The organism is Crenobacter sp. CS_VA4, from assembly GCF_055597485.1.
Genome location: NZ_JBVMAE010000002.1, coordinates 38468 through 58996 on the forward strand (window position 1 = coordinate 38468; position 20529 = coordinate 58996).

The 20529-nt window shown below is 64.0% G+C and carries 22 protein-coding genes; 7 read left to right on the forward strand and 15 right to left on the reverse strand.

The window, feature by feature from the left end; genetic code table 11:
* The first annotated feature begins 223 nt into the window (after nucleotides 1–223).
* The 4 genes from ACZ2IA_RS01970 to ACZ2IA_RS01985 all read left to right on the forward strand — a co-directional run bounded on the left by ACZ2IA_RS01970 (nucleotide 224) and on the right by ACZ2IA_RS01985 (nucleotide 2214).
* Nucleotides 224–799 (forward strand): DUF1003 domain-containing protein, encoded by a 576-nt coding sequence (locus tag ACZ2IA_RS01970; protein WP_470290884.1) that lies wholly within the window; start codon nucleotides 224–226, stop codon nucleotides 797–799.
* An 89-nt stretch (nucleotides 800–888) separates the two neighbouring features.
* Complete coding sequence (locus ACZ2IA_RS01975; RefSeq protein WP_470290885.1) at nucleotides 889–1386, forward strand: cupin domain-containing protein; 498 nt, start codon at nucleotides 889–891, stop codon at nucleotides 1384–1386.
* An 83-nt stretch (nucleotides 1387–1469) separates the two neighbouring features.
* A complete protein-coding gene (locus ACZ2IA_RS01980; protein ID WP_470290886.1) occupies nucleotides 1470–1673 on the forward strand; it encodes a hypothetical protein in 204 nt (67 codons plus the stop codon).
* 349 nt (nucleotides 1674–2022) lie between these two features.
* The gene (locus ACZ2IA_RS01985) at nucleotides 2023–2214 is read left to right on the forward strand and encodes a hypothetical protein (protein ID WP_470290887.1); all 192 of its coding nucleotides are present in this window, start codon (nucleotides 2023–2025) and stop codon (nucleotides 2212–2214) included.
* 512 nt (nucleotides 2215–2726) lie between these two features.
* On the opposite strand, the gene dbpA is transcribed toward ACZ2IA_RS01985, so the two are convergent.
* Nucleotides 2727–4112, reverse strand: a complete 1386-nt coding sequence (gene dbpA, locus ACZ2IA_RS01990) for an ATP-dependent RNA helicase DbpA (protein ID WP_470290888.1) — start codon at nucleotides 4110–4112, stop codon at nucleotides 2727–2729.
* Between the two features lie 77 nt (nucleotides 4113–4189).
* On the reverse strand, nucleotides 4190–4666 hold the full coding sequence (locus ACZ2IA_RS01995) for a metal-dependent hydrolase (protein ID WP_470290889.1): 477 nt from the start codon (nucleotides 4664–4666) through the stop codon (nucleotides 4190–4192).
* Between the two features lie 160 nt (nucleotides 4667–4826).
* Between ACZ2IA_RS01995 and ACZ2IA_RS02000 the strand changes: the two genes are divergently transcribed.
* Nucleotides 4827–5678 (forward strand): dienelactone hydrolase family protein, encoded by an 852-nt coding sequence (locus ACZ2IA_RS02000; RefSeq protein WP_470290890.1) that lies wholly within the window; start codon nucleotides 4827–4829, stop codon nucleotides 5676–5678.
* 113 nt (nucleotides 5679–5791) lie between these two features.
* Here ACZ2IA_RS02000 and ACZ2IA_RS02005 read toward each other — a convergent pair whose 3' ends face one another.
* The gene (locus ACZ2IA_RS02005) at nucleotides 5792–6391 is read right to left on the reverse strand and encodes a short chain dehydrogenase (RefSeq protein WP_470290891.1); all 600 of its coding nucleotides are present in this window, start codon (nucleotides 6389–6391) and stop codon (nucleotides 5792–5794) included.
* 109 nt (nucleotides 6392–6500) lie between these two features.
* Complete coding sequence (locus ACZ2IA_RS02010; RefSeq protein ID WP_470290892.1) at nucleotides 6501–7076, reverse strand: flavodoxin family protein; 576 nt, start codon at nucleotides 7074–7076, stop codon at nucleotides 6501–6503.
* Nucleotides 7077–7306: 230 nt separating this feature from the next.
* Between ACZ2IA_RS02010 and ACZ2IA_RS02015 the strand changes: the two genes are divergently transcribed.
* Complete coding sequence (locus ACZ2IA_RS02015) at nucleotides 7307–7714, forward strand: surface-adhesin E family protein (protein WP_470290893.1); 408 nt, start codon at nucleotides 7307–7309, stop codon at nucleotides 7712–7714.
* A gap of 78 nt (nucleotides 7715–7792) precedes the next feature.
* Here ACZ2IA_RS02015 and ACZ2IA_RS02020 read toward each other — a convergent pair whose 3' ends face one another.
* The 11 genes from ACZ2IA_RS02020 to ald all read right to left on the reverse strand — a co-directional run bounded on the left by ACZ2IA_RS02020 (nucleotide 7793) and on the right by ald (nucleotide 19722).
* Entirely contained in the window at nucleotides 7793–8689 is an 897-nt protein-coding gene (locus ACZ2IA_RS02020) for an endonuclease (protein WP_470290894.1), read from the reverse strand.
* 154 nt (nucleotides 8690–8843) lie between these two features.
* On the reverse strand, nucleotides 8844–9818 hold the full coding sequence (gene moaA / locus ACZ2IA_RS02025) for a GTP 3',8-cyclase MoaA (protein ID WP_470290895.1): 975 nt from the start codon (nucleotides 9816–9818) through the stop codon (nucleotides 8844–8846).
* A 321-nt stretch (nucleotides 9819–10139) separates the two neighbouring features.
* A complete protein-coding gene (locus ACZ2IA_RS02030) occupies nucleotides 10140–10937 on the reverse strand; it encodes a TrmH family RNA methyltransferase (RefSeq protein ID WP_470290896.1) in 798 nt (265 codons plus the stop codon).
* 3 nt (nucleotides 10938–10940) lie between these two features.
* A complete protein-coding gene (locus ACZ2IA_RS02035) occupies nucleotides 10941–12257 on the reverse strand; it encodes a histidine kinase (protein WP_470290897.1) in 1317 nt (438 codons plus the stop codon).
* Nucleotides 12244–12984 carry an SAM-dependent methyltransferase gene (locus ACZ2IA_RS02040; protein WP_470290898.1) on the reverse strand — a complete coding sequence of 247 codons (741 nt, stop codon included), beginning with the start codon at nucleotides 12982–12984 and terminating at the stop codon, nucleotides 12244–12246. The genes ACZ2IA_RS02035 and ACZ2IA_RS02040 overlap by 14 nt, the downstream gene beginning before the upstream one ends.
* Before the next feature lie 15 nt (nucleotides 12985–12999).
* Entirely contained in the window at nucleotides 13000–13917 is a 918-nt protein-coding gene (gene motB / locus ACZ2IA_RS02045; protein WP_470290899.1) for a flagellar motor protein MotB, read from the reverse strand.
* Nucleotides 13918–13935: 18 nt separating this feature from the next.
* The gene (gene motA / locus ACZ2IA_RS02050) at nucleotides 13936–14796 is read right to left on the reverse strand and encodes a flagellar motor stator protein MotA (RefSeq protein WP_470290900.1); all 861 of its coding nucleotides are present in this window, start codon (nucleotides 14794–14796) and stop codon (nucleotides 13936–13938) included.
* 151 nt (nucleotides 14797–14947) lie between these two features.
* Complete coding sequence (locus ACZ2IA_RS02055; RefSeq protein WP_470291162.1) at nucleotides 14948–16327, reverse strand: aspartate aminotransferase family protein; 1380 nt, start codon at nucleotides 16325–16327, stop codon at nucleotides 14948–14950.
* A gap of 94 nt (nucleotides 16328–16421) precedes the next feature.
* Nucleotides 16422–17756 (reverse strand): glutamine synthetase family protein, encoded by a 1335-nt coding sequence (locus ACZ2IA_RS02060; RefSeq protein ID WP_470290901.1) that lies wholly within the window; start codon nucleotides 17754–17756, stop codon nucleotides 16422–16424.
* A gap of 66 nt (nucleotides 17757–17822) precedes the next feature.
* Nucleotides 17823–18578 carry a gamma-glutamyl-gamma-aminobutyrate hydrolase family protein gene (locus ACZ2IA_RS02065; protein ID WP_470290902.1) on the reverse strand — a complete coding sequence of 252 codons (756 nt, stop codon included), beginning with the start codon at nucleotides 18576–18578 and terminating at the stop codon, nucleotides 17823–17825.
* 19 nt (nucleotides 18579–18597) lie between these two features.
* Nucleotides 18598–19722: an alanine dehydrogenase gene (gene ald, locus ACZ2IA_RS02070; protein ID WP_470290903.1), complete on the reverse strand. Its 1125-nt coding sequence runs from the start codon at nucleotides 19720–19722 to the stop codon at nucleotides 18598–18600.
* A gap of 203 nt (nucleotides 19723–19925) precedes the next feature.
* Between ald and ACZ2IA_RS02075 the strand changes: the two genes are divergently transcribed.
* Nucleotides 19926–20480, forward strand: coding sequence for a cupin domain-containing protein (locus ACZ2IA_RS02075; protein WP_470290904.1), 555 nt, complete (start codon nucleotides 19926–19928; stop codon nucleotides 20478–20480).
* Nucleotides 20481–20529: the final 49 nt, after the last annotated feature.

Consider the following 20529-nt stretch of genomic DNA (forward strand, 5'->3'; position numbering starts at 1 on the left):
CGATCATGCTGGAGGGATCGAAGTGACGGGGAACTCCACCGTGGCTGATGCCGAATAGCTGGGACGCGGCGGGTGGAAGGGGGTTCGGTCAAAGACCCAGCGCCGGACGGACCGATGACAGAACGGTTCTGGCCGGCCGCGGGCTGCGGCATAATGGCGCCATTGCGTCGAATCGGTCCAATCGCTGGCCCGCTTCGGCTGAACCATTGCCACCGGGGTGCCCATGAAACAACAGGACAATAAACACATCCGCTACCTGGCCGAACATCTGCTGCATACCGGCATCGGCGGCCTGGGCGAGCGCGAACGGCTGGCACTGATGCGCATCTCCAAGCGCCTGCAAGCGACCCGTACCGACGCTTCGCTGCCGGAAACCGGAGTGACCCTCGGCGAGCGGATGGCCGACCGGGTGGCCGAATTCGGCGGCTCGTGGACCTTCATTTCACTGTTCGCCATCTTCCTGGTCGGCTGGGCGGTGATCAACACCGAGCTGCTCGGTGCACGCGCCCTCGACCCCTACCCGTACATCTTCCTCAACCTGATCCTGTCGATGCTGGCGGCGATCCAGGCGCCGATCATCATGATGTCGCAGAACCGGCAGGCGGCACGCGACCGGATGACGATGATTCGTGACTTCGAAGTCAACCTGAAGTCCGAAGCGTCGATCGACGACCTGCACAAGCGCATCGACCACCTGACCTGGCAGGTGCTGTCCGACCTCGACCACATCAAGCGTGCCAGCCGCAGCCTGATGGAAGGCCATCGATCGGAAGGCCACGAACCTCCGGCAGGCCAGTAGTCCTGCCTCCCCCGACGGCGAGACCTTGATCTTGCCACCGGTGCCAGCCACAGTACGACGGTGTCCTTCTATTCCCCAAGGAAACCGTCATGCCCCACCCCATCATCAACCTGTCCGACCTCGAGTTCTTCCCCATCGGCAACGGCGACCGCTATCAGGCGCGCATCGGCACGATCGGTAAACGGCTCGGCGCACAGCAGCTTGGCTACAACCTGACCGTGCTGCCTCCGGGCAAGTGCGCCTTTCCGTTTCACAACCACCGCGTCAACGAGGAGATGTTCTACATCGTGGCCGGCCTAGGCGAGCTGCGACTCGGTGACGCGCGTTACCCGATCCGCGCCGGCGACGTGATCGCCTGTCCGGCTGGTGGCCCGGAAGTCGCCCACCAGATCGCCAACACCTCGGCCGACACCGAATTGCACTTCCTCGCCGTCAGCACCGCGCGCTCGCCGGAGCTCGCCGAATACCCGGACAGCGGCAAGTTCGGCGTGCTGGCCGAATTCGGTCCCGGCACCGATGGCCAGCCGCAATCGTTCCGCTACGTAGGCCGCATCGGCGACAGCCTCGATTATTGGGAGGGTAACTGACCGTTTCGGCCAACCTTGGCCTGCCGCTCGATGGCCTACACTTGAAGCAGGCCGCCGTTGCATCGCGGCCGAGGAGTTACGCCATGAAAACACTGCGGAAACAAGGCGGCTGGTACAACGGTCTGATGATGTTCGCGATCGTATTGGCGATCGTAGTGTTCGCGGCGCAACCGTGGATTCTGCTCGCCCTGCTCGCGACTCTCGGCGTGGTGTATGCGCTGCAGTTGATCTCGCAAGGCGTCGAGCACTGGCGGCACCGTCACGACCCGCCGGGCCACGCCCACTGACCCTTCCCCTTCCGACTGGCGGCCACAGGGCCGCCTTGTCATTTCCAGGACGGAAAAAGTCGCAGCTAGCCCACTGTGGCGCCCTCTCTACACTGACATCAAGAATCATCACGGCCAATGACATTTGAAAAACAGGCCGACCTACCGTTTGTCGGAACAACAGACTGTCGCACTGCAAAAAAACGTATCGCCACCCCCTGTAGTTGGTGCTTGTTTCATGGGGCTTGCCCACCAAGGCTCGGATCATGTGCGCTGCAGCAGTCGATGACAGGTGACAAATTTTTTGTTTGTGGTTTTGGAAACATAATCCACGATGAGATTTCCCACGACAGATACCGGAGATCCAGCGATGAGTTACCGAGTTGAGCGTGAGTTAGACCCGAGAGGAATTTTTGTTGGCTGGTCGGTGGTGGAAGCCGCCGGCGAAATGCGGGTTGGACCTTTCCCGCTGCATGCCATGGCAGAGGACGAAGCCTATCGTTTGGCGCTGCGCACCGACACATCGCAGCTGCATGAATTCGACGACTACGCACCGGAATGAGTCGTTACACCGGTTTCGAAATACCATCCCAGTAGCATCACCCAGCCGCATTACCACCTCAGCCCCGACTAAGAACCGCCAAACAAAAACCGGGCCGGCGTCCTGCAACGCACGGCCCGGTTTGCGTTCCCCCCCGACCTTTAGATCGCTTAGAAGCTCAGCCTCACCGGCATGAAGAAGGTCCGCGGTGTGCCGACAAGCGGCGGCAGGCTAACGGTATGCCAACGTGAATCCCGGTGACCTGTTTGAGTAGCGGGAGCAGAGGGGCCCATTCCTGCTCATTGAGGCGACTTTGTCCAGGTGGGACAAAAGCCTTACGGGCTAATGCCCCAAGCATGTAAACAGACCCTCTTATTGCCGAGCACCTTGGCCGCTGAGAAGTAAGAACATGCTGATCGGCGGCTAACGCTCACAACGCCGAGTCCACACATGCAAAAAACGCCTTCGGCCAACCCGGAGACAGGTTGGCCGAAGGCGTTTGGGGTCAAGCTGGCGGGTAGCCCGCTCAGGGGTCAGTCGTCGAGGAAGCGTGCCTTGACGCTCTTGCCCTTCAGCTTGCCGGCGTTCAGCCGTGCCAGTGCCTTGGCGGCGATACCGCGCTCCACCGCCACGTAGGTCGAGAAGTCGAACACCGCGATCTTGCCGACCTGCGCTGCCGGCAAGCCGGCCTCGCCGGTCAGTGCGCCGAGCACGTCGCCCGGGCGGATCTTTTCCTTGCGACCGCCGAGAATCTGCAGCGTCACCATCGGCGGCGTCAGCGGCGTGCCATCGCCCTGCGTCAGCTCGGCCAGGGTGCCCCACTCGACCGCGCGACGCTGATAGTTTTCCACGGCCTCCACCCGGAACATCTCGGCCGGCGTCACCAGGCTCAGCGCGATACCCTGCTCGTCGCCACGACCGGTACGGCCGATGCGGTGCACGTGCACCTCCGGGTCGCGGGTCAGGTCGACGTTGATCACCGCTTCCAACGACTGGATGTCCAGACCGCGCGCCGCCACGTCGGTCGCCACCAGCACCGAGCAGCTGCGGTTGGCAAACTGCACCAGCACCTGATCGCGCTCGCGTTGCTCCAGCTCGCCGAACAGCGCCAGCGCATGAAAGCCCTGCGCGTTCAGCTTGTCGACCAGGTCACGGCACTGCTGCTTGGTGTTGCAGAAAGCAATGCTCGACACCGGCCGGTAGTGCTTGAGCAGCTTCGCCACGGCGGCGAGGCGCTGCTCCGGCGCCACCTCGAAGAAGCGCTGGCGGATCTTCTCGTCGTTGTGCTGCGCCTCGACCACCACTTCGGCCGGGTTGCGCAGGAAGCGCGCACTCTGCTGGCGGATCGTGTCCGGGTAGGTGGCCGAGAACAGCAGCGTCTGACGCTCTTGCGGGCAGGCCTTCACCACCTTGGCGATGTCGTCGTAGAAGCCCATGTCGACCATCCGGTCGGCCTCGTCGAGCACCAGCGTCTGCAGGCCGGCCAGGTCCAGGCTGCCACGCTCGAGGTGGTCGAGGATCCGGCCCGGCGTACCGACCACGATGTGCGCACCGTGTTCCAGCGACGCCATCTGCGGGCGCATCGTCGCGCCGCCGCACAGCGTCAGCACCTTGATGTTGTCGAAGGCGCGCGCCAGGCGACGGATTTCCTTGGTGACCTGGTCGGCCAGCTCGCGGGTCGGGCACAGCACCAGCGCCTGCACGGCAAACCAGCGCGGATTGATCCGACTAAGCAGGCCGATGCCGAAGGCGGCGGTCTTGCCGCTACCGGTCTTGGCCTGGGCGATCAGGTCGCGGCCGGCCAGCACGATCGGCAGGCTTTGTGCCTGGATCGGCGTCATCGATCGGTAGCCGAGGCTGTCGAGGTTGCTAAGCATCGCCGGCGAAAGCGGCAGCGAGGAAAAAAGTTCTGTCGTCACAATGAGTTAGCGCAATGCAAAAAGGCGCACAGTCTACCACGGGGCGGCCAAGTTGGCCGAATCGGATGACCCAAGCCTCAATGCCGTGGCCCCAGCCACCAGCAGGACCCCACCACCACCGCCAGCGTCAGCAGCTTTTCGGCCACCGAACCGGTGCGCACCGTCAGCGGAAAGCGCACCGCCACACGGATTGGCCAGAACAGCGGCACGCCCATCGGCGTCAGCGCGTCGGCGACCAGATGCGACAGATAGCCCGCCAAGAGCGGCGCGAGCATGTTCGACGCGACCTTGTGGCCGGATAGATGCAACAACAGCCAGGCCAGACACAACACGGCCAGCAGCGAATGGGTCAGGCCGCGATGGCCGAACACCTTGGCGATCAGCGTGGACACCGGCCGCACCCGGCTGCCCAGTGCGCTCTTGGGGTGGTCGATGTCGGGCAGCAGCGACCCGGCCATCGCCAGCGGCACCGCCAGCCACAAGGGGCTGATATGGAAATGGGCCACGACGGCGCCGGCGACCGCGCCGAACACCAGGTGGGAGGCAAGCATCATGACAATACCGCTCAAACAGGCGAAAAGGCGCCAATCATAGCCGATTCGCCGCCGCTTGCGAGTGCGTCGTACTCCGTTTTCCGCTGGGCCTAGGTGCAGGCCACGCGCTTTACGCCAACAGCATCTACACTGTCGATATCGTTACCCACGGAGTCCTGTCATGCCGTCCGCCCCGCCCACCCCACTCGACCCGCAACGCCGACAGTTTCTCGGCGTGATGATCGCCTCCGGCTTCGCGCTGGCGGTGCAGCCGGTCAGCGCCGCCACCATCCATACCGACAGCGAGGGGCTGCTCACCGGCAGCGCGGCGATCCCGGCCAAGAACGGCCCCTTGCCCGCCTACTTCGCCCGCCCCAACCGCGCCGGATCGCTGCCGGTGGTTCTGGTGGTGCAGGAGGTGTTCGGCGTGCACGAGCACATTCAGGATCTGTGCCGACGATTCGCCAAGGCCGGCTACCTCGCGGTCGCGCCCGAGCTCTACTTCCGCCAGGGCGACCCGCGCCAGTATCCGGATATCGGGCAATTGCTCAGCCAGGTGGTCAGCAAGGTGCCGGATGAGCAGGTGCTGGCCGACCTCGATGCGGCCCTCGCCTGGGCCGGCGCCAGCGGCGGCGACGTCAAACGTGCGGCAATTACCGGCTTCTGCTGGGGCGGCCGCATCGTCTGGCTGTATGCCGAGCACAATCCGCGCCTGCGCGCCGCTGCGGCCTGGTACGGCTGGCTGGCCGACGACAGCACGCCGCTGACGCCGCGCCAGCCAATCGACATCGCCGCCTCGCTGAAGGTACCGGTGCTGGGGCTCTACGGTGGCAGGGATGACAGTATCCCGGTCGACACGGTTGAGCAGATGCAGGGCTTGCTGAAGGCCGCCGGCAACCCGTCGAAGCTGATCGTCTACCCGGACGCCGGCCACGGCTTCAACGCCGACTACCGGCCAAGCTACGACGAAGCGGCGGCGAAGGATGGCTGGGCGAAGATGCTCGCCTGGTTCGCCGCGCACGGTGCTCGCTGAACCAGCCGCTGCGGCCTGAAGGTTGGCCGAACAGGGACTCACGCAAAAAGCGGCCGGCAGGCCGCTTTTTCCTATCTACCGCCCCAAGTTTGGACGGGCCCGGGCGTGGGCAATCAGCCGACGCGGTACACCTGACCGGTCTGCGCGCCTTCCACGCTCTTGCTGTACGCCAGCGCCGCCTTGGCCGCCGGCACCGGCAGGAAACCGCGGAAGTACGGCCCGTACGACGGCATCGACTCGGCGATCACCCCCGGGCTGACGCTGTTGATGCGCAGACCGCGCGGCAACTCGATCGCCGCCGCCCGCACGAAGGAATCGATCGCGCCGTTCACCATCGACGCCGAGCTGCCGTAGCGAATCGGGTCCTCGCTCAGCACACCGCTGGTCAGCGTGATCGAACCGCCGTCGTTAAGGTGATCTCGCCCGGCCAGCACCAGGTTGACCTGGCCCATCAGCTTGTCGGCGAGGCCCACCTGGTAGAGCTCCGGCGTCATTTCCTCGAGCGAGCCGAAGTGCACCGAGCCGGTGGTGGCCACCAGCGCGTCAAACCGGCCGATCTTGGCGAACAGCGCCTGCAGGCTGGCGATGTCAGTGATGTCCGCCTGGTAATCGCCGCGGGTCCGGCCGACGGAGACGATCTCGTGACGCAGGGCGAGTTCGGCCTGCACAGCCAGGCCGATGGTGCCGGTGGCACCGACGATGACGACTTTCATCACGTTCTCCTTTCAAGAAATACGGTTCGAACCCGACGCGCTGCCGGGCGGATGGAAAGCCAATGAAAAAAGCGGCTGACCGCCGCCTGTCTCGAGCTTGGCCTACCACTCAACCGTGGATGTGCTTGGTGATATTGGCGATGCGGACACCAAACTGCCTGGCGGTTTCCAGATCTCCCGGCACCGGCCCTTCGTCCGGGCTCGAGTCGGACGGCGACTGCGCCAGCAGGCCGGAAAAACCGCCCAGCCAGTTCGGGTCGTCGCGCGTGGCGGCCTTGGTATTGGCCGGCATCATGCCGGTGCCGACCCAGATCATGCTGTGCTGCATGGCCAGGGTATTGAGGTAGTGCAGCGTCGAGAGCTTGTCGCCGTTGATGCTGGCCGAGTTGGTGAAGCCTGCGGCGACCTTGTCCTTCCACTTCTGCGCAAACCACGGCTTGGAGCTGGCGTCGGCGAATTTCTTGAACTGCCACGACACCATGCCCATGTAGGTGGGCGAGCCGAACACGATGGCGTCGGCCGCGTCGAGCGCCTCCCAGGCACCTTCAGGCAGGTTACCCTCGGCGTCGATCGGGTACAGTGTCGCGCTCACTCCGCCTACCCCGGCAACGCCGGCGTGCACGGCCTCGGCCTGTTTGGCTGTGTGGCCGTAGCCGCTGTGATAAACGATGGCGATACGAGTCATGAAATCTCCTTGTTAAGGTCAGCGCAGACGTTCCGGCCGGGTCGAGCCGGAAGCCTGACTATCATTTCTAGCTCATTTCGCGCTCGTCGGCCTGGGCAGCGGCTCGCGGTAAGCCGCTACCTGCTCCAGACCGCCAGAGGCCAGTGCCCGCCGGACGCGACACCGCCCGGCCTCGCCTACAATGAGGCACAGGTGCCATACCGGCCCGTACAACCCGAAAGGATGGTCCCATGAACACCTGGAACCTCATCGCCCTGGCCGCTATCGCCGTACCGGCGCTGGCCGCCCCCAGCCAGTGGCGGGTCGCCGGTCAGACCAGCAACGGCAATACCGTCCAGGTCGATTCGGCCAACCTGACCAGCGACGGCGACGTGATCCACGCCCAATTACGCGTCGAGTACAAGCCGCCGGTGACGGTCGGGACGGCCGGGCCGATCACCAGCATGCGGGTCGCCGCGATGTTCCGCTGCCGCACGATGGAAACCTCGGCGCAGCAGCTGGTAATGTACCGGGATGAGGCCCGGAACGAGGTGGCGATGCGCAGGGACCTTCCCGCCGATGAGTTTGGCCAGGAGCCGGACGGCAGCATCGGTGACGTGGCGCTGCATTATTTGTGTCGAGGGTACGCTACCCCGTAGAACTTGGCCGAACGACCGGCCGATGCAACAACGGCACCCTGGTTGGGGTGCCGTTGTTCGTTTGGGATCAGGCCTACTTCACACCTGTGCATTCTGACAGAAGCGCTCGGCCTGCTGCGGATCGGCCACGAACGGGTTGGCACTGCCCTGCAGCGCGCGGATACGCTGGTTGCGGCGCCGCTCCCAGTCGTCCACCGGATACTGGCGCGCCCAGGCGCACATCAGCTGGCTGTCCTGTCGGCTCATCCGCAGCGCGTAGGTCTGATGCATGTAGAGATAGATGCGCGCGATCCGGCCGCGGATCGGCTCGGGCGGCTGCACCCGCTTCATCTTGCTGTCGACGATCATCCGGCACTGGCCGTACTGCGGGTGCGGATTGCCGCGTTGCCAGGCGCTGAACGCATAGTTGCTGCGGTCGCCGTTCACTTCGCCGATCGCCGGCACCAGGTTCACCAGGTCGCCCTCGGCGCGCGCGAACCCCCGGTCGTTGTCGGCGCAGTTCTTGCGCCCCCCGTTCTGCCAGCACCGGCGCTGATGACCGAACACCCAGGCCGGCACGATGTGTTCCCACTCCAGTCGCGAAGCGCGTTCGGCATTCTTGCGCGGTTTGAAGCCGCAGGAGTGCTGGTCGATGGTCTTGCCGTGGTAGTCACAGCCGCAGTAGAAGGTTTCTTCCATGCCGCTGTAGAGCTTGGGCAAAACCTTCTTGGCCCCGGCAAAGTCTCGGTGGCCGACCGCCTTGGTGCTGTTCACCAGCGACACATCGCTCGGTTCCGCACCGGAGGGGCTGCCCGACAGCTCGCCGGCCAATCGGCCGGTCGCCTCGCGGATCAGTTTCTCGGCGTGCTCGGCCAGCGCCTTGCCGCCATACTGGAGCGCCTTGTTGGCCAGCTGCTGCGCTTCCTGATCGCTGCAAGCGCTCACCATCGCGGCCAGCGCACCCAGCGCCAGCCAGCGGAACATCGTCTGCTTCATTGCCTGCTACCGCCGGTCGACGCCGGCTTCAACCACGGAAAGGCGGTCGATTCTACACGCTGGACGATGGAATACCTGCCGCGCGTTCAAATATTATGAACAAATAAAAACCCGCCTCGCGGCGGGTTAGTCTTGCAGGTCGGCGGAACAGCGCTCAGCCGCCGGTCATCGACATGATGCGGACGATCTTGCCCGGCCGCTCGCGGAACTCGTGCTTCTCGGGCTTGAGCTCGATTGCCTCGCGGATCGCTGCCTCCAGCTCGGCATCGCTGCAGCCGGCGCGCAGCAGCGGGCGCAACTCGAAACGCTCTTCCTGGCCCAAACACATATACAGGGTACCGTCCACCGACAGCCGGACGCGATTACAGGTGGCACAGAAGTGCTGAGAGATTGGCGTGATCAGGCCGAGGGTGAAACGGCCGTCCGGCGTAGCCCAGTAGCGTGCCGGACCGCCGCCCAGATCCGCCGTCTGCGGCACCAGCGCAAACTGCTGCTGCAGCCGCGCCAGCACCGGCTGAAGGTCGAGGAAGTGCGCCGCGCGGCCGGTATCGCCCATCGGCATCGCCTCGATCAGGCGCAGCACGAAACCGTGCTCAATACAGAACGCCACCATCGCCTCGATGTCGCCGTCGTTGACGTCCTTCATCGCCACCATATTGATCTTGATCGGCGCAAAGCCGGCAGCCTTGGCGGCCATCAATCCTTCCATCACCCGCGGCAGACTGTCGCTGCCGGTCAGCTCGTGAACACAGTCGCGACGCAGCGAATCCAGGCTGATATTGAGGCGGCGCACCCCGGCGTTGTGCAACGCCTCGGCGTATTTGCCCAGTTGGGTGGCGTTGGAGCTAAGCGACAGGTCGTCCAGGCCCGGCAGCGCCGACAAGCGCGCCGCCAACTCCGGCAGATTGCGGCGCAGCAGCGGCTCGCCGCCGGTCAGCCGCACCCGCCGCGTGCCCAGCTGGGTAAACGCACTGATCACCCGCTCGATCTCGTCGAAGGTCAACCAGTTCTCCGGCTCTTCGAAGCCCTTGAACCCTTTGGGCATACAGTAGCTGCAGCGCAAATCGCAGCGGTCGGTCACCGACAGCCGTATGTATTCGATCGTGCGTCCGAAGCGGTCCATTAACATCGCCGGCTCCATCTCTCGCTCTAATTATCTCCTAGTTAAGATTGTAACGGCTTAACCAGGTCCCGGCAGCAATTGTTGAGCAATTTGGTGGGGAATTGCCTGATCGCTCAGCCGACCAACCGTTTCTGCCAAGCTAGCACGCGACAAACGCGAAAAAAAGAGCCCTCCGGGGAGGGAGGGCACAGGAGTATCGGGGAAGTACAGCCAGCCTCCAGAAGGAGAAATGGCAGGCTGTAGTGCGTGTCGCGGACGTCAAGCACAACGTCATGATAGCGAGGCTTTCATGCCGTCACTATTCGTACAACTACGTATGTATACAAACTAATCGCCGGCTCGGACTTCCAACTGGCGCACCCGCTCGAACAGGCACACCGTTGCCGCCATCGCGACATTCAGCGATTCGGCCTGCCCCGGCATCGGGATCATCACCCGCGCCGGCGCCAGCGCCTGCAGCGCCGCGGAGACGCCGCTGCCTTCGTTCCCGAACACGAAAGCCACCGGGCCGGTCAGGTCCTGCCGATACAGTGACACCGCGCCATCGAGCGCGGTCACCAGCTTGCAGCCGGAAAAATCTTGCAACACGGCCTCGAGGTCGGCCGCCTCGTGTAGTCTCAGCACGAAGTGCGCCCCCATCCCGGCACGCAGCACCTTGGGCGAATACACGTCGACGCAGCCCTTGGACAGGAACACCTCGCTCACGCCAGAGGCCGCGGCGCTGCGCAGAATGGTGCCGAGATTGCCGGGATCCTGGATGTCTTCGAGTAGCAACAGCGAGGCATCGGGCGCAGGCCGGTCGGGCTTCGGGCGGCGCGCCAGCGCCAGCAGCTCCGGCGCACTAGCAAGCGCGGTCACCTTGGCAAACACCCCTGGAGCGATGTACGACACCGTCACCCGTTCGGCCAAGGTCGCGACCAGCGCGACGATTTCCGGATGGGTAGCGGCGGCTTCGTTGATGTAGAGCGTGGTCAGCTCACCGCCGACCTCGAGGCAGGCGGTAGCGAGGTGTATACCCTCCAGCACCATCAACCCGGACTTGCGACGGTCGCGGGCATTCTGGAGCAGGCGGGAAAGATCTTTCAGGTCGTTGTTCTGGGCGGAGGTAATCGTCTTGATCGGCATCTATCAGCGGGGCCGGGTTGCCTCAGCGACCAGAGCCTTGAAACGCTGGTAACAGCTCTCGTCGATCGGCCGCCCCGAGCGGGCGTTGTCCACATAAAACACGCCGGCAAGCGTCGGGCCGGCAAACAGCGCCATCGCGGCAAACTCGTGCGCACCGGCCAGCTCGACAAAGCCGGCGGGTTCGCGCTGCGCCAGCATTGCGGCGACGGCGGCCTGAACATGAATGCTCTGCGGCTTATCGCAAAGCTTGCCGAAGAACGACTTCGGCGGTAGCGGGACCAGCCGCTTTTCGAGCGGATGCCCGTCCAGGAGGCCGAGCCGATAGCGCAGCTTGAGCGAATGGCTGGGCTGATCGTACCGCAAAAACAGCACACGCTCGAATTTAAGATCGTTGGCCAGATGCCGGATCGACTCGCGCAGTACCGCGTCGAGCAGCTCCGGCGGTAAGCGGTCTTCGACCGGGGTCGGGCTGCTCGGCGCCAACGGCGGCGATGCCAACAGGCAGCGCGCCGGGTTGGCGTAGCCCGGTGCCCGCGCGTGGCGCGCCACCGTCAGCGTCGCCTGCACGACCGTCTGATAGACCCGCTCGTGGCTCACGTTGATTTCTGCAGCCACCGTTGCCAGTCGGCTGTTCCAGCCGGGCTGCCACCAACCCTGCTCCAGCGTGTTGGCGGTCTCGATCGCCAGCTGCAGCAAGTTGCGGCGTGCGTCGCCGCCAGCTTCCTCGAGCAAAGGCAACAGCGCCGCTGGCAGTGGCAGCGTCTCGACGAACTGCTGCACCAGCTGGCTGTAAGAGGTCTCAAAGGCCGCTTCGATCTGCTCGAGCAGCGGCTCGTCCGGCAGCGGCTGCTGCGTCTTGATGAACAGGCAGGCCGGCAGGTTGTAGATCAGCGCGGCCAGATACACATCCTCCACCCGTACCGCGTCGGCCAGCGACAACCACTCCTTGGCCAGGTACGCACCGATCCGCGCTCGCCCCAACCAGTCTGCCAGCAGATCGAAGCGCCCAGCGTCGAGCGTCGCCGGCACCGCGATGGCCGGCAGATCGCGGAAGCGCCCGAGCACGCCGTCGAGACCCGCCATCAGCAGCACCGATTCCACCGACAGTGTCGCATCGTCGCGGTTGAGCGCGCGTGAGCCGGATACCGCCCGCAACAGGTCGAGCAATAACAGGGGGTCAGACAGGCAGAGGTTGGCCAGATCGCCGAAATAGATCAGGTCGAGATGCTGCTTGTCCAGCCCGTCCAGCGCCTGACGCGAAGCGGGCAATATCGGCCAACGTTGTGACGACAGGGATTGCAGCCAGTCAGATGCGTTCATGGGGGTGGTTCCAGATCAGCAAGGCCTGCTGCAACGGCCCGCCAAGCGGCACGGTCGCAGTCGGCACAACGCCGGGGACGGTAAAGGTATTGCTCAACAGCAGGCTTCCCGGTCGCCCCTGCCGTTGAAACTGTTGCCAGACCCGCGCCATCGGCGCCGGCGACAGAAAGGTGTACACCGCGTCGAACGCCCGCCAGTCGAGCGACCAGAGGCTGGCGTAGACGATGCGCACATTGGCCGGGCGCCTCGCCCTCCACCAGCGCAAGCGCGCCCAAGCCCACGCCAACAGCGCGTTTTCACAGGCGGTGATGGACAGGTCCGGCCGCGCTGCCGCCAGCGCCAGCGCGAAGCGTGCGTCAGCACAACCGGCTTCGAGCAGATGGGCGCCGGGCGGCAACTGTCCTACGACCGCTTCTACCGCGGTGGCAGAAGAACGATAGAACGGCACCGACTCGGTTGCCGCGTTGCGGGCCAGGCCGATCAGCAGCAGCGCCAGCACCAGGTACAGCCAGCTCGGCAGGCCGGCCTGCTGCAATACCAGCAACGCCGGACAAAAGCCGGCGTGGAGCAGCAGACGCCAACCACGCTCCCGAGTCAGCCAGGCAAGCAGCACGGCAAAGAAACCCTGCAGCCCCGCCCAAGCGAGCGGTTCAACCGCCGGCGCGATCCAGAACCACGCAAGCAGTGCGGCGGCGAGCTGGATCAGACAGGGCTTGAGCCAACGCATCGCGCGCCCCGCCGCTTACTTGGTCGCCGGCTTGGCGGCGGCAGCGATGGCTGCCGTTGTCGCCGGTGCCACGGGGGCGCTGGTCACTGTACCGGTCGAGTCCACCGATACTCCGGCGGCGAGGATCTTCTGCTCGGTCTCCTTGTTCAGCACCATGATGGTGATGCGGCGGTTTTCCGCGCTGAACACGTTCTGGCGGTTAAGCGGATTGGCCGCCGCCAGGCCGACCACGCGCAGAACCTGGTCGGGTGGCACCCCCCCCGTCAGCAACTCGCGTCGTGCCGCGTTGGCACGGTCAGCCGACAGCTCCCAGTTGCTGTAGCCGCCCGAACCGCCGGCGTACGGCCGCGCGTCGGTGTGACCGGAGATGCTCAGGTGGTTGCTGACCTGCGGCAGGTCCTTGGCCAGCGCAGCCAGGATCGCCTTGGTCTGCGGCAACAGCTGGTAGCTGCCGCTGTCGAACATCGGCCGGTTCTTCTCGTCGATGATCTGGATACGCAGACCTTCCGGCGTCATCTCCAGCTTGACCTGGTCCTTGTACTCCTTGAGCAGCGGGTTGTTCTCGATCTTGTTCTGCAGACTGTGTTCCAGCTGCTCGAGACGGACCTTCTCGCGCTCCTGCTCCTCGAACGGCGAGCGGCGCACCTGGCCGGCCTGGCGACTGAGGTCGGTGCCGCCGCCCTTCAGCACGCTGGTGGACTGGCCGGGGCTGTTGCCACCCATCAGGGCGACCTTGATCGGCATCTTGAAGTAGTCGGCAATCCCCTTCAGCGTACCCTGGGACACCGAGCCCAGCAGCCACATCAGCAGGAAGAACGCCATCATCGCAGTCACGAAGTCGGCATAGGCCAGCTTCCAGGCGCCGCCGTGGTGCGCGTGGCCGCCCTTCTTGATGCGTTTGACGATAATGGGGCGCTGCGATTCGTCAGCCATGACTGCACATTTCTCTGATTAACGGTTTTTCGACTGTTTGACGTGGTCTTCCAGCTCGGCGAAGGCCGGGCGGTCCGCCGAGGCCAGCGCCTTGCGGCCAAACTCGACGGCCACCTGCGGGGCGTAGCCGTTGATGCTGGCAAGCAACGTGACTTTGATGGTCTGCAGGATGCGGGTCTGGTCTGCGTGGCGATGCGACAGAATAGCGGCGATCGGGCCGATAAAGCCGTAGCCGAGCAGAATACCCAGGAAGGTACCGACCAGCGCGCGGGCGATCAGGATGCCCAGCTCTTCCGGCGGCAAGCCGACCGATTCCATGGTGTGCACCACGCCCATCACCGCGGCCACGATACCGAAGGCCGGCATCGCATCGGCGAGGTTGCGCACCGCGGTCACCGGTACGTCGCCCTCGTGGTGGTGGGTATCGATCTCCACATCCATCAGGTTTTCGATCTCGAAGGCATTCAGGTTGCCGCCGACCATCAGGCGCAGGTAATCGGTCATGAACTCGACCAGGTGGTGGTCGGCCAGAATGGTCGGGTATTTGCTGAAGATCGGGCTATTCTCCGGCGCGTCGACGTCCATCTCGATCGACATCAGGCCTTCCTTGCGCACCTTGGTGAGGATCTCGAACAACAGGGCGAACAGTTCCATGTACACCGCCTTGTTGTACTTCGGCCCCTTGAACACCGACGGCAACGCCGCGAGCACCGACTTGAGCGCTGGGCCGCCGTTGGTGGCCAGGAAGGCACCGAACGCTGCGCCGCCGATCATCAGAAACTCGAGTGGCTGAAGCAGCGCGCCGAGATGGCCGCCACCGGCAACATAGCTACCGAACACTGCCGCGAGGATGATGACGTAACCGATTCCTACAAACATGTACCGCCCCGATCGTTGAGTGAAGTCGCCGGCATGATTTGTTAACTCATGCTGATAACGTGCATATCGGCATGAGCGTGCAGATCATGAATAAAAAACGGGCCCGAATCTATCAGGCCCGTTAGTACAGCTGCAAGCAAGCTATTGACGATTACACCAAACCCTTGTCTTTCAACGCCTGTTCGAATTCGCGCAGGCAGTCGGCGGCAACAATGAGCAGCCGGTCGATCTCTTCCTTGCTGATCACCAGCGGCGGCGCGGCGACGATGTGATCGCCGCAGGCGCGCATGATCAGGTTGTGCTTGAAGAAGATGTCGCGACACAGTGTGCCGATTTCGCCCCAGTTCGGGAACAGTTCGCGGGTCTGCTTGTTCTTCACCAGGGTGAACGCCTGGATCAGGCCGACGCCGCGCACGTCGTCGACATGCTCGAACTGGCCGAACACCTCGCGCCAGCGCTTCTGCATATACGGGCCGGTGTCGTTCTTCACCGCCGCGACGATGCCCTCATCGCGCAGTGCGGCGACGTTGGCGCGGGCGACGGCGGCCGCCACCGGGTGGCCCGAGTAGGTGAAACCGTGGTTGAAGTCACCGCCGGCCATCAGCCCTTCGGCCACGCGCGGGCCGACGAACACCGCGCCGATCGGCAGATAGCCCGACGACAGGCCCTTGGCGGTCGTGAAGATGTCCGGCGTGAAGCCGAACTGTTCCTGGCCGAACCATTCACCGGTACGACCGAAGCCGCAGATCACCTCGTCGGCGACCAGCAGGATGTCGTACTTCTGGCAGATGCGCTGCACTTCCGGCCAGTAGGTCGACGGCGGGATGATCACGCCGCCGGCGCCCTGGATCGGTTCGCCGACGAAGGCGGCGACCTTGTCCGGCCCGATCTCGAGGATCTTGTCCTCGATCCAGCGCGCCGCCTGCACGCCGAATTCTTCCGGCGTCATGTCCTTGCCGTGCTTATACCACCACGGCTGCTCGACGTGGACGATGCCCGGGATCGGCAGGTCACCCTGCTCGTGCATATAGCTCATGCCGCCGAGGCTGGCGCCGCCGATGGTCGAGCCGTGATAGCCGTTCCAGCGGCCGATCAGCGTCTTCTTCTGCGGCTGGCCCTGGATGTCCCAGTAGCGGCGCACCATGCGGATCATCGTGTCGACCGACTCGGAACCGGAGTTGGTGTAGAACACGTGCTCGAAACCGGCCGGAGCCACCTCGGCCAACAGCGTCGACAACTCCACCACCGCCGGGTGGGTGGTCTTGAAGAAGGTGTTGTAATAGGCCAGCTCTTCGATCTGGTGCTTGGCGACTTCCGCCAGGTCTTTGCGACCGTAGCCGATGTTGACGCACCAGAGGCCTGCCATGCCGTCGATGATCTTGTTGCCTTCGGAATCCCACAGGTAGATGCCGTCGGCGTGAGTGATGACACGGGCGCCCTGCTCGTTCAGCGACTTGGTGTCGGAGAACGGATGGAGGTGGTGAGCCGCGTCCAGTTCGCGCCATTGCGCGGTAGTCCGTTGGGTCATGATGGTTCCTCTTTGTTATCCCCGGCCAGGCCGGGACAACTTGACCGAACGCGTTCGGCCAAGTTGCTCTCCTTTTTATATGGCTAGCTTTACCCGCTTAGACGTGCAGCAGCAGGAACTTGCGCTCCCACGGGCTGATCACGCGGAAGTACTCGGCGTTCTCCTTCTCTTTCACACCGAGGTACATCTCGACGAAGCGCGGGCCCATCACTTCGGCCAACTCCGGGCAGGTGCGCAGCTTGTCGAGCGACTCCTCGGCTGTCGACGGGAACTGGTACGGCAGCTCGTAGGCGTTGGTCTGCATCGGCTCGGAGCAGCCGATCTGGTTGGCCATCCCCAGATAGCCGCAGGCCAGCGTCGCGGCCATCGCGATGTACGGGTTCACGTCCACGCCCGGCACGCGGTTTTCCACGCGACGGCCGGCCGGCGACGAGTGCGGCACACGCAACCCGACGGTGCGATTGTCATAGCCCCACTCGACATTGGTCGGCGCCGCGGTGTAACGGGTCAGCCGGCGGTACGAGTTCACATACGGGGCGAAGAACGGCATCGCGCTCGGCAGGTATTTCTGCAGACCGCCGATGTAGTGGAAGAAGTGCTCGGATGGGGTGCCGTCTTCATTGCTGAAGATGTTCTGGCCGGTCTTGCGATCGATCACGCTCTGGTGCATGTGCATCGCACTGCCCGGCTCGCCTTCCATCGGCTTGGCCATGAAGGTGGCGTACATATTGTGGCGGAACGCGGCCTCGCGCACGGTGCGCTTGAACAGGAACACCTGGTCGGCCAGATCCATCGGGTTGCCGTGCAGGAAGTTGATCTCCATCTGCGCGGTGCCGATTTCGTGAATCAGCGTGTCGACTTCCAGGTTCTGGGCGTGACAGTAGTCGTAGATGTCCTCGAACAGCGGGTCGAACTCGTTCACCGCGTCGATCGCGTAGGAACGTCGGCCGAACTCGGCACGGCCGGTACGGCCGATCGGCGGGGCCAGCGGGATGTCCGGATCCGGGTTCGGCGACAACAGGTAGAATTCCATCTCCGGTGCGATCACCGGCTCCCAGCCGCGCTCTTCGTACAACGCCAGCACGCGGCGCAGCACGTTGCGCGGTGCGGTCTCGACGGCGGTGCCGTCGGCACGGAAGCAGTCGAAGATCAACTGCGCGGTCGGGTCGGCCGCCCACGGCACGAAGCGCAGCGAATTCGGGTCGGGCACCAGCACCATGTCCGGGTCGGTCAGGTCGAGCATGCTGTCGTCCGGGTAGTCCCCGGTCACCGTCTGGATCAGCACCGCTTCCGGAAGACGCATTTCCGGTTCGGACTCGAACTTGTCCTTGGGAATGATCTTGCCGCGAGCCACCCCCGTCATATCAGGCAGGATGCACTCCACCTCGGTGATGCGATGCTCACGCAGCCATTCAAAGATTTCGTTGTTCATACCAAGTTTTCCTCTATTTCCGGCCGGTAACCGTCCGGCTCTGACGTGTGCGTCACCGCGGCCGACTTAACGGCTGCGACGGGCACGGCGTGCTCGGCAAGCGTCACCGAACGCGCTGAAAATTGCCTGTGATACGGGGTTGCTCTGATACTTCCACTCCGGGTGCCATTGCACCGCGAAGGCAAAATTCTGGGCCTCGCGCACCCGGTAGGCCTCGACCAGGCCGTCGTCGGCCACCGCTTCGGCCTCGAGGGCTTCGGCCAATCGCTTGATGCCCTGCTGGTGCAGTGAGTTGACCGTTACCTCGTCCTGGCCGAGCCAGCTCTTCAGCAGGCCGCCTTCGGCCAACTTCACCGGGTGTGCCGGCGCGTACATCGCGTCGACGTCGTCGACTTCCGGCTCACGGTGGTCGCGCTTGCCGTCCTCCTCCTGCACGTGCTGGAACAGCTCGCCTCCGAACGCCACATTGATCTCCTGGAAGCCGCGGCAGATGCCCAATAGCGGCACGCCGGCTTCGACCAGGCGTACGATCAAGGGCAGCGTGGTGGCGTCGCGCGCCGGGTCGTGCAGAGTGCCGGGCCGGCTGGCCAGACCCTGGTAGTGATGCGGTTCGACATTGGAGAGCGAGCCCGGCAGCAGGATGCCGTCGACGATATCGAGGATGTCGTCGATCGGCGACTCGTCGCCCAGCGCCGGAATCAGCAGCGCTACGCCGCCGGCGCCGCCGACTGCCGCCTTGATGTACTTCTCGCCGACCGCATGGAACGGCAGTTTGCCAACCGGTTTGATGTCACAGGGAATGCCGATGATGGGGCGCTGCATGATGTCTCTCGTGTACGGGTTAAGACGAAGCCTTGATCGCTTCGATCGGGTCAACAAAGGGATAGCCGAGCGCCTGGGCGACCGCCGGATAGGTCACCTTGCCGCGACAGATATTCAGACCGTTGCGCAGGTGGGCGTTGTCGAGCAGCGCCTTTTGCCAGCCCTTGTCGGCCAGCTCCAGCGTGTATGGCAAGGTGGCGTTGGCCAGCGCCAGCGTCGAGGTGCGCGCCACGCCGCCGGGCATATTCGCCACGCAGTAGTGGACGATGCCATCGACCACGTAGGTCGGGTTCTGGTGGGTGGTCGGCCGGCTGGTTTCGAAGCAACCGCCCTGGTCGATCGCCACGTCGACCAGCACCGCGCCGGCCTTCATCGTCTTGAGCATCGCACGGGTGACCAGCTTCGGCGCCGCTGCGCCAGGGATCAGCACCGCACCGACTACCAGGTCGGCCACGCGGAGGACGTCGTCGATATTGGCGGCGCTCGACACCTGCGTCTTGATCCGCCCGTCGAACAGCAGGTCGATCTCTCTCAGGCGTGGCAGCGACTTGTCGAGAATCGTGACGTCGGCGCCGAGGCCCAGCGCCATCCGCGCCGCGTTGACGCCGACCACGCCGGCACCAATCACCGCCACGCGCGCCGGCAGCACCCCCGGCACGCCGCCGAGCAGCATGCCGCGACCGCCCTGCGCGTTTTCCAGCGCATGCGCACCGGCCTGAATCGCCATCCGCCCCGCCACTTCTGACATCGGTGCCAACAGTGGCAGGCCGCCCTTCTCGTCGGTGACGGTCTCGTAGCCGATCGCGATCGCGCCGGATTCGATCAATAGCTTGGCCTGCTCCGGATCGGGAGCGAGATGCAGATAAGTAAAGAGGAGTTGGCCCAGATGCAGCATCCGGCATTCGACCGGCTGCGGCTCCTTGACCTTGATGATCATCTCGGCGTGCTCGAACACGTCTTCGGCGGTCGAGGCGATCGTGGCGCCCGCTTGCAGATAATGTTCGTCGGCAAAACCGATGGCTAACCCTGCCTGGGTCTGCACCAGTACCTTATGGCCACGTGCGACCAATTCACGAACACCGGAAGGGGTCAACCCGACCCGGTATTCATGATTTTTGATCTCCTTCGGTACGCCGATTAACATAGCGGTCTCCTCTGCGTATGTAGTGGTACATCAAGCGACTGTCGTTTAATAAAATTCACATTTCGCTTGTGACCTTCATCTGATTTTGACTATAAAATCCCCGTGAAGCAAAGAAATTTTCATTTTGCACCGCAACACGCACGGTAAAAGGTGGTCAAAATCCTCATCACTTGTGGTTTAATATTCTTAACAACCGAACGGATATGGCAACAATGGATGTCGGCGCACGACTCAGGATGGTGCGGGACCGCTTCGGCTTGTCCCAGCGCGAGCTGGCCAAACGGGCTGGCGTGACTAACGGGACCATCTCGCTCATCGAACAGAACCGGGTGAGCCCGTCGATCAGCTCGCTGAAGAAAGTGATAGAAGGCCTGCCGATGACGCTGGCCGAGTTCTTCACGTTCGACGTCGAGCCGCAGCCGCAACGCGCCTTCTACGAGGCGAGCGAGCTGCCCAATCTAGGCAACGAGCAGATTCAGCTGTTGCTGGTGGGCACTGCGCACGAGCATCGTGATATCGCCATCCTGCGCGAGCTCTACGAACCGGGCGCCGACACCGGCCCGGACATGCTGCTGCACGAAGGTCAGGAAGGCGGCGTGGTGATCGCCGGTCAGATCGAGGTCACCGTCAATAACGAAACCCGCGTGCTCGGCCCAGGCGACTCGTACTACTTCGACAGCAAATTGCCGCATCGATTCCGCAATGTCGGCGACAGCGTCTGCGAGATCGTCAGCGCCAGCTCGCCACCCACGTTCTAAGCACGGCCACCCCACGCAGGTTGGCCGAACCCACTACACAAAGGAGAAA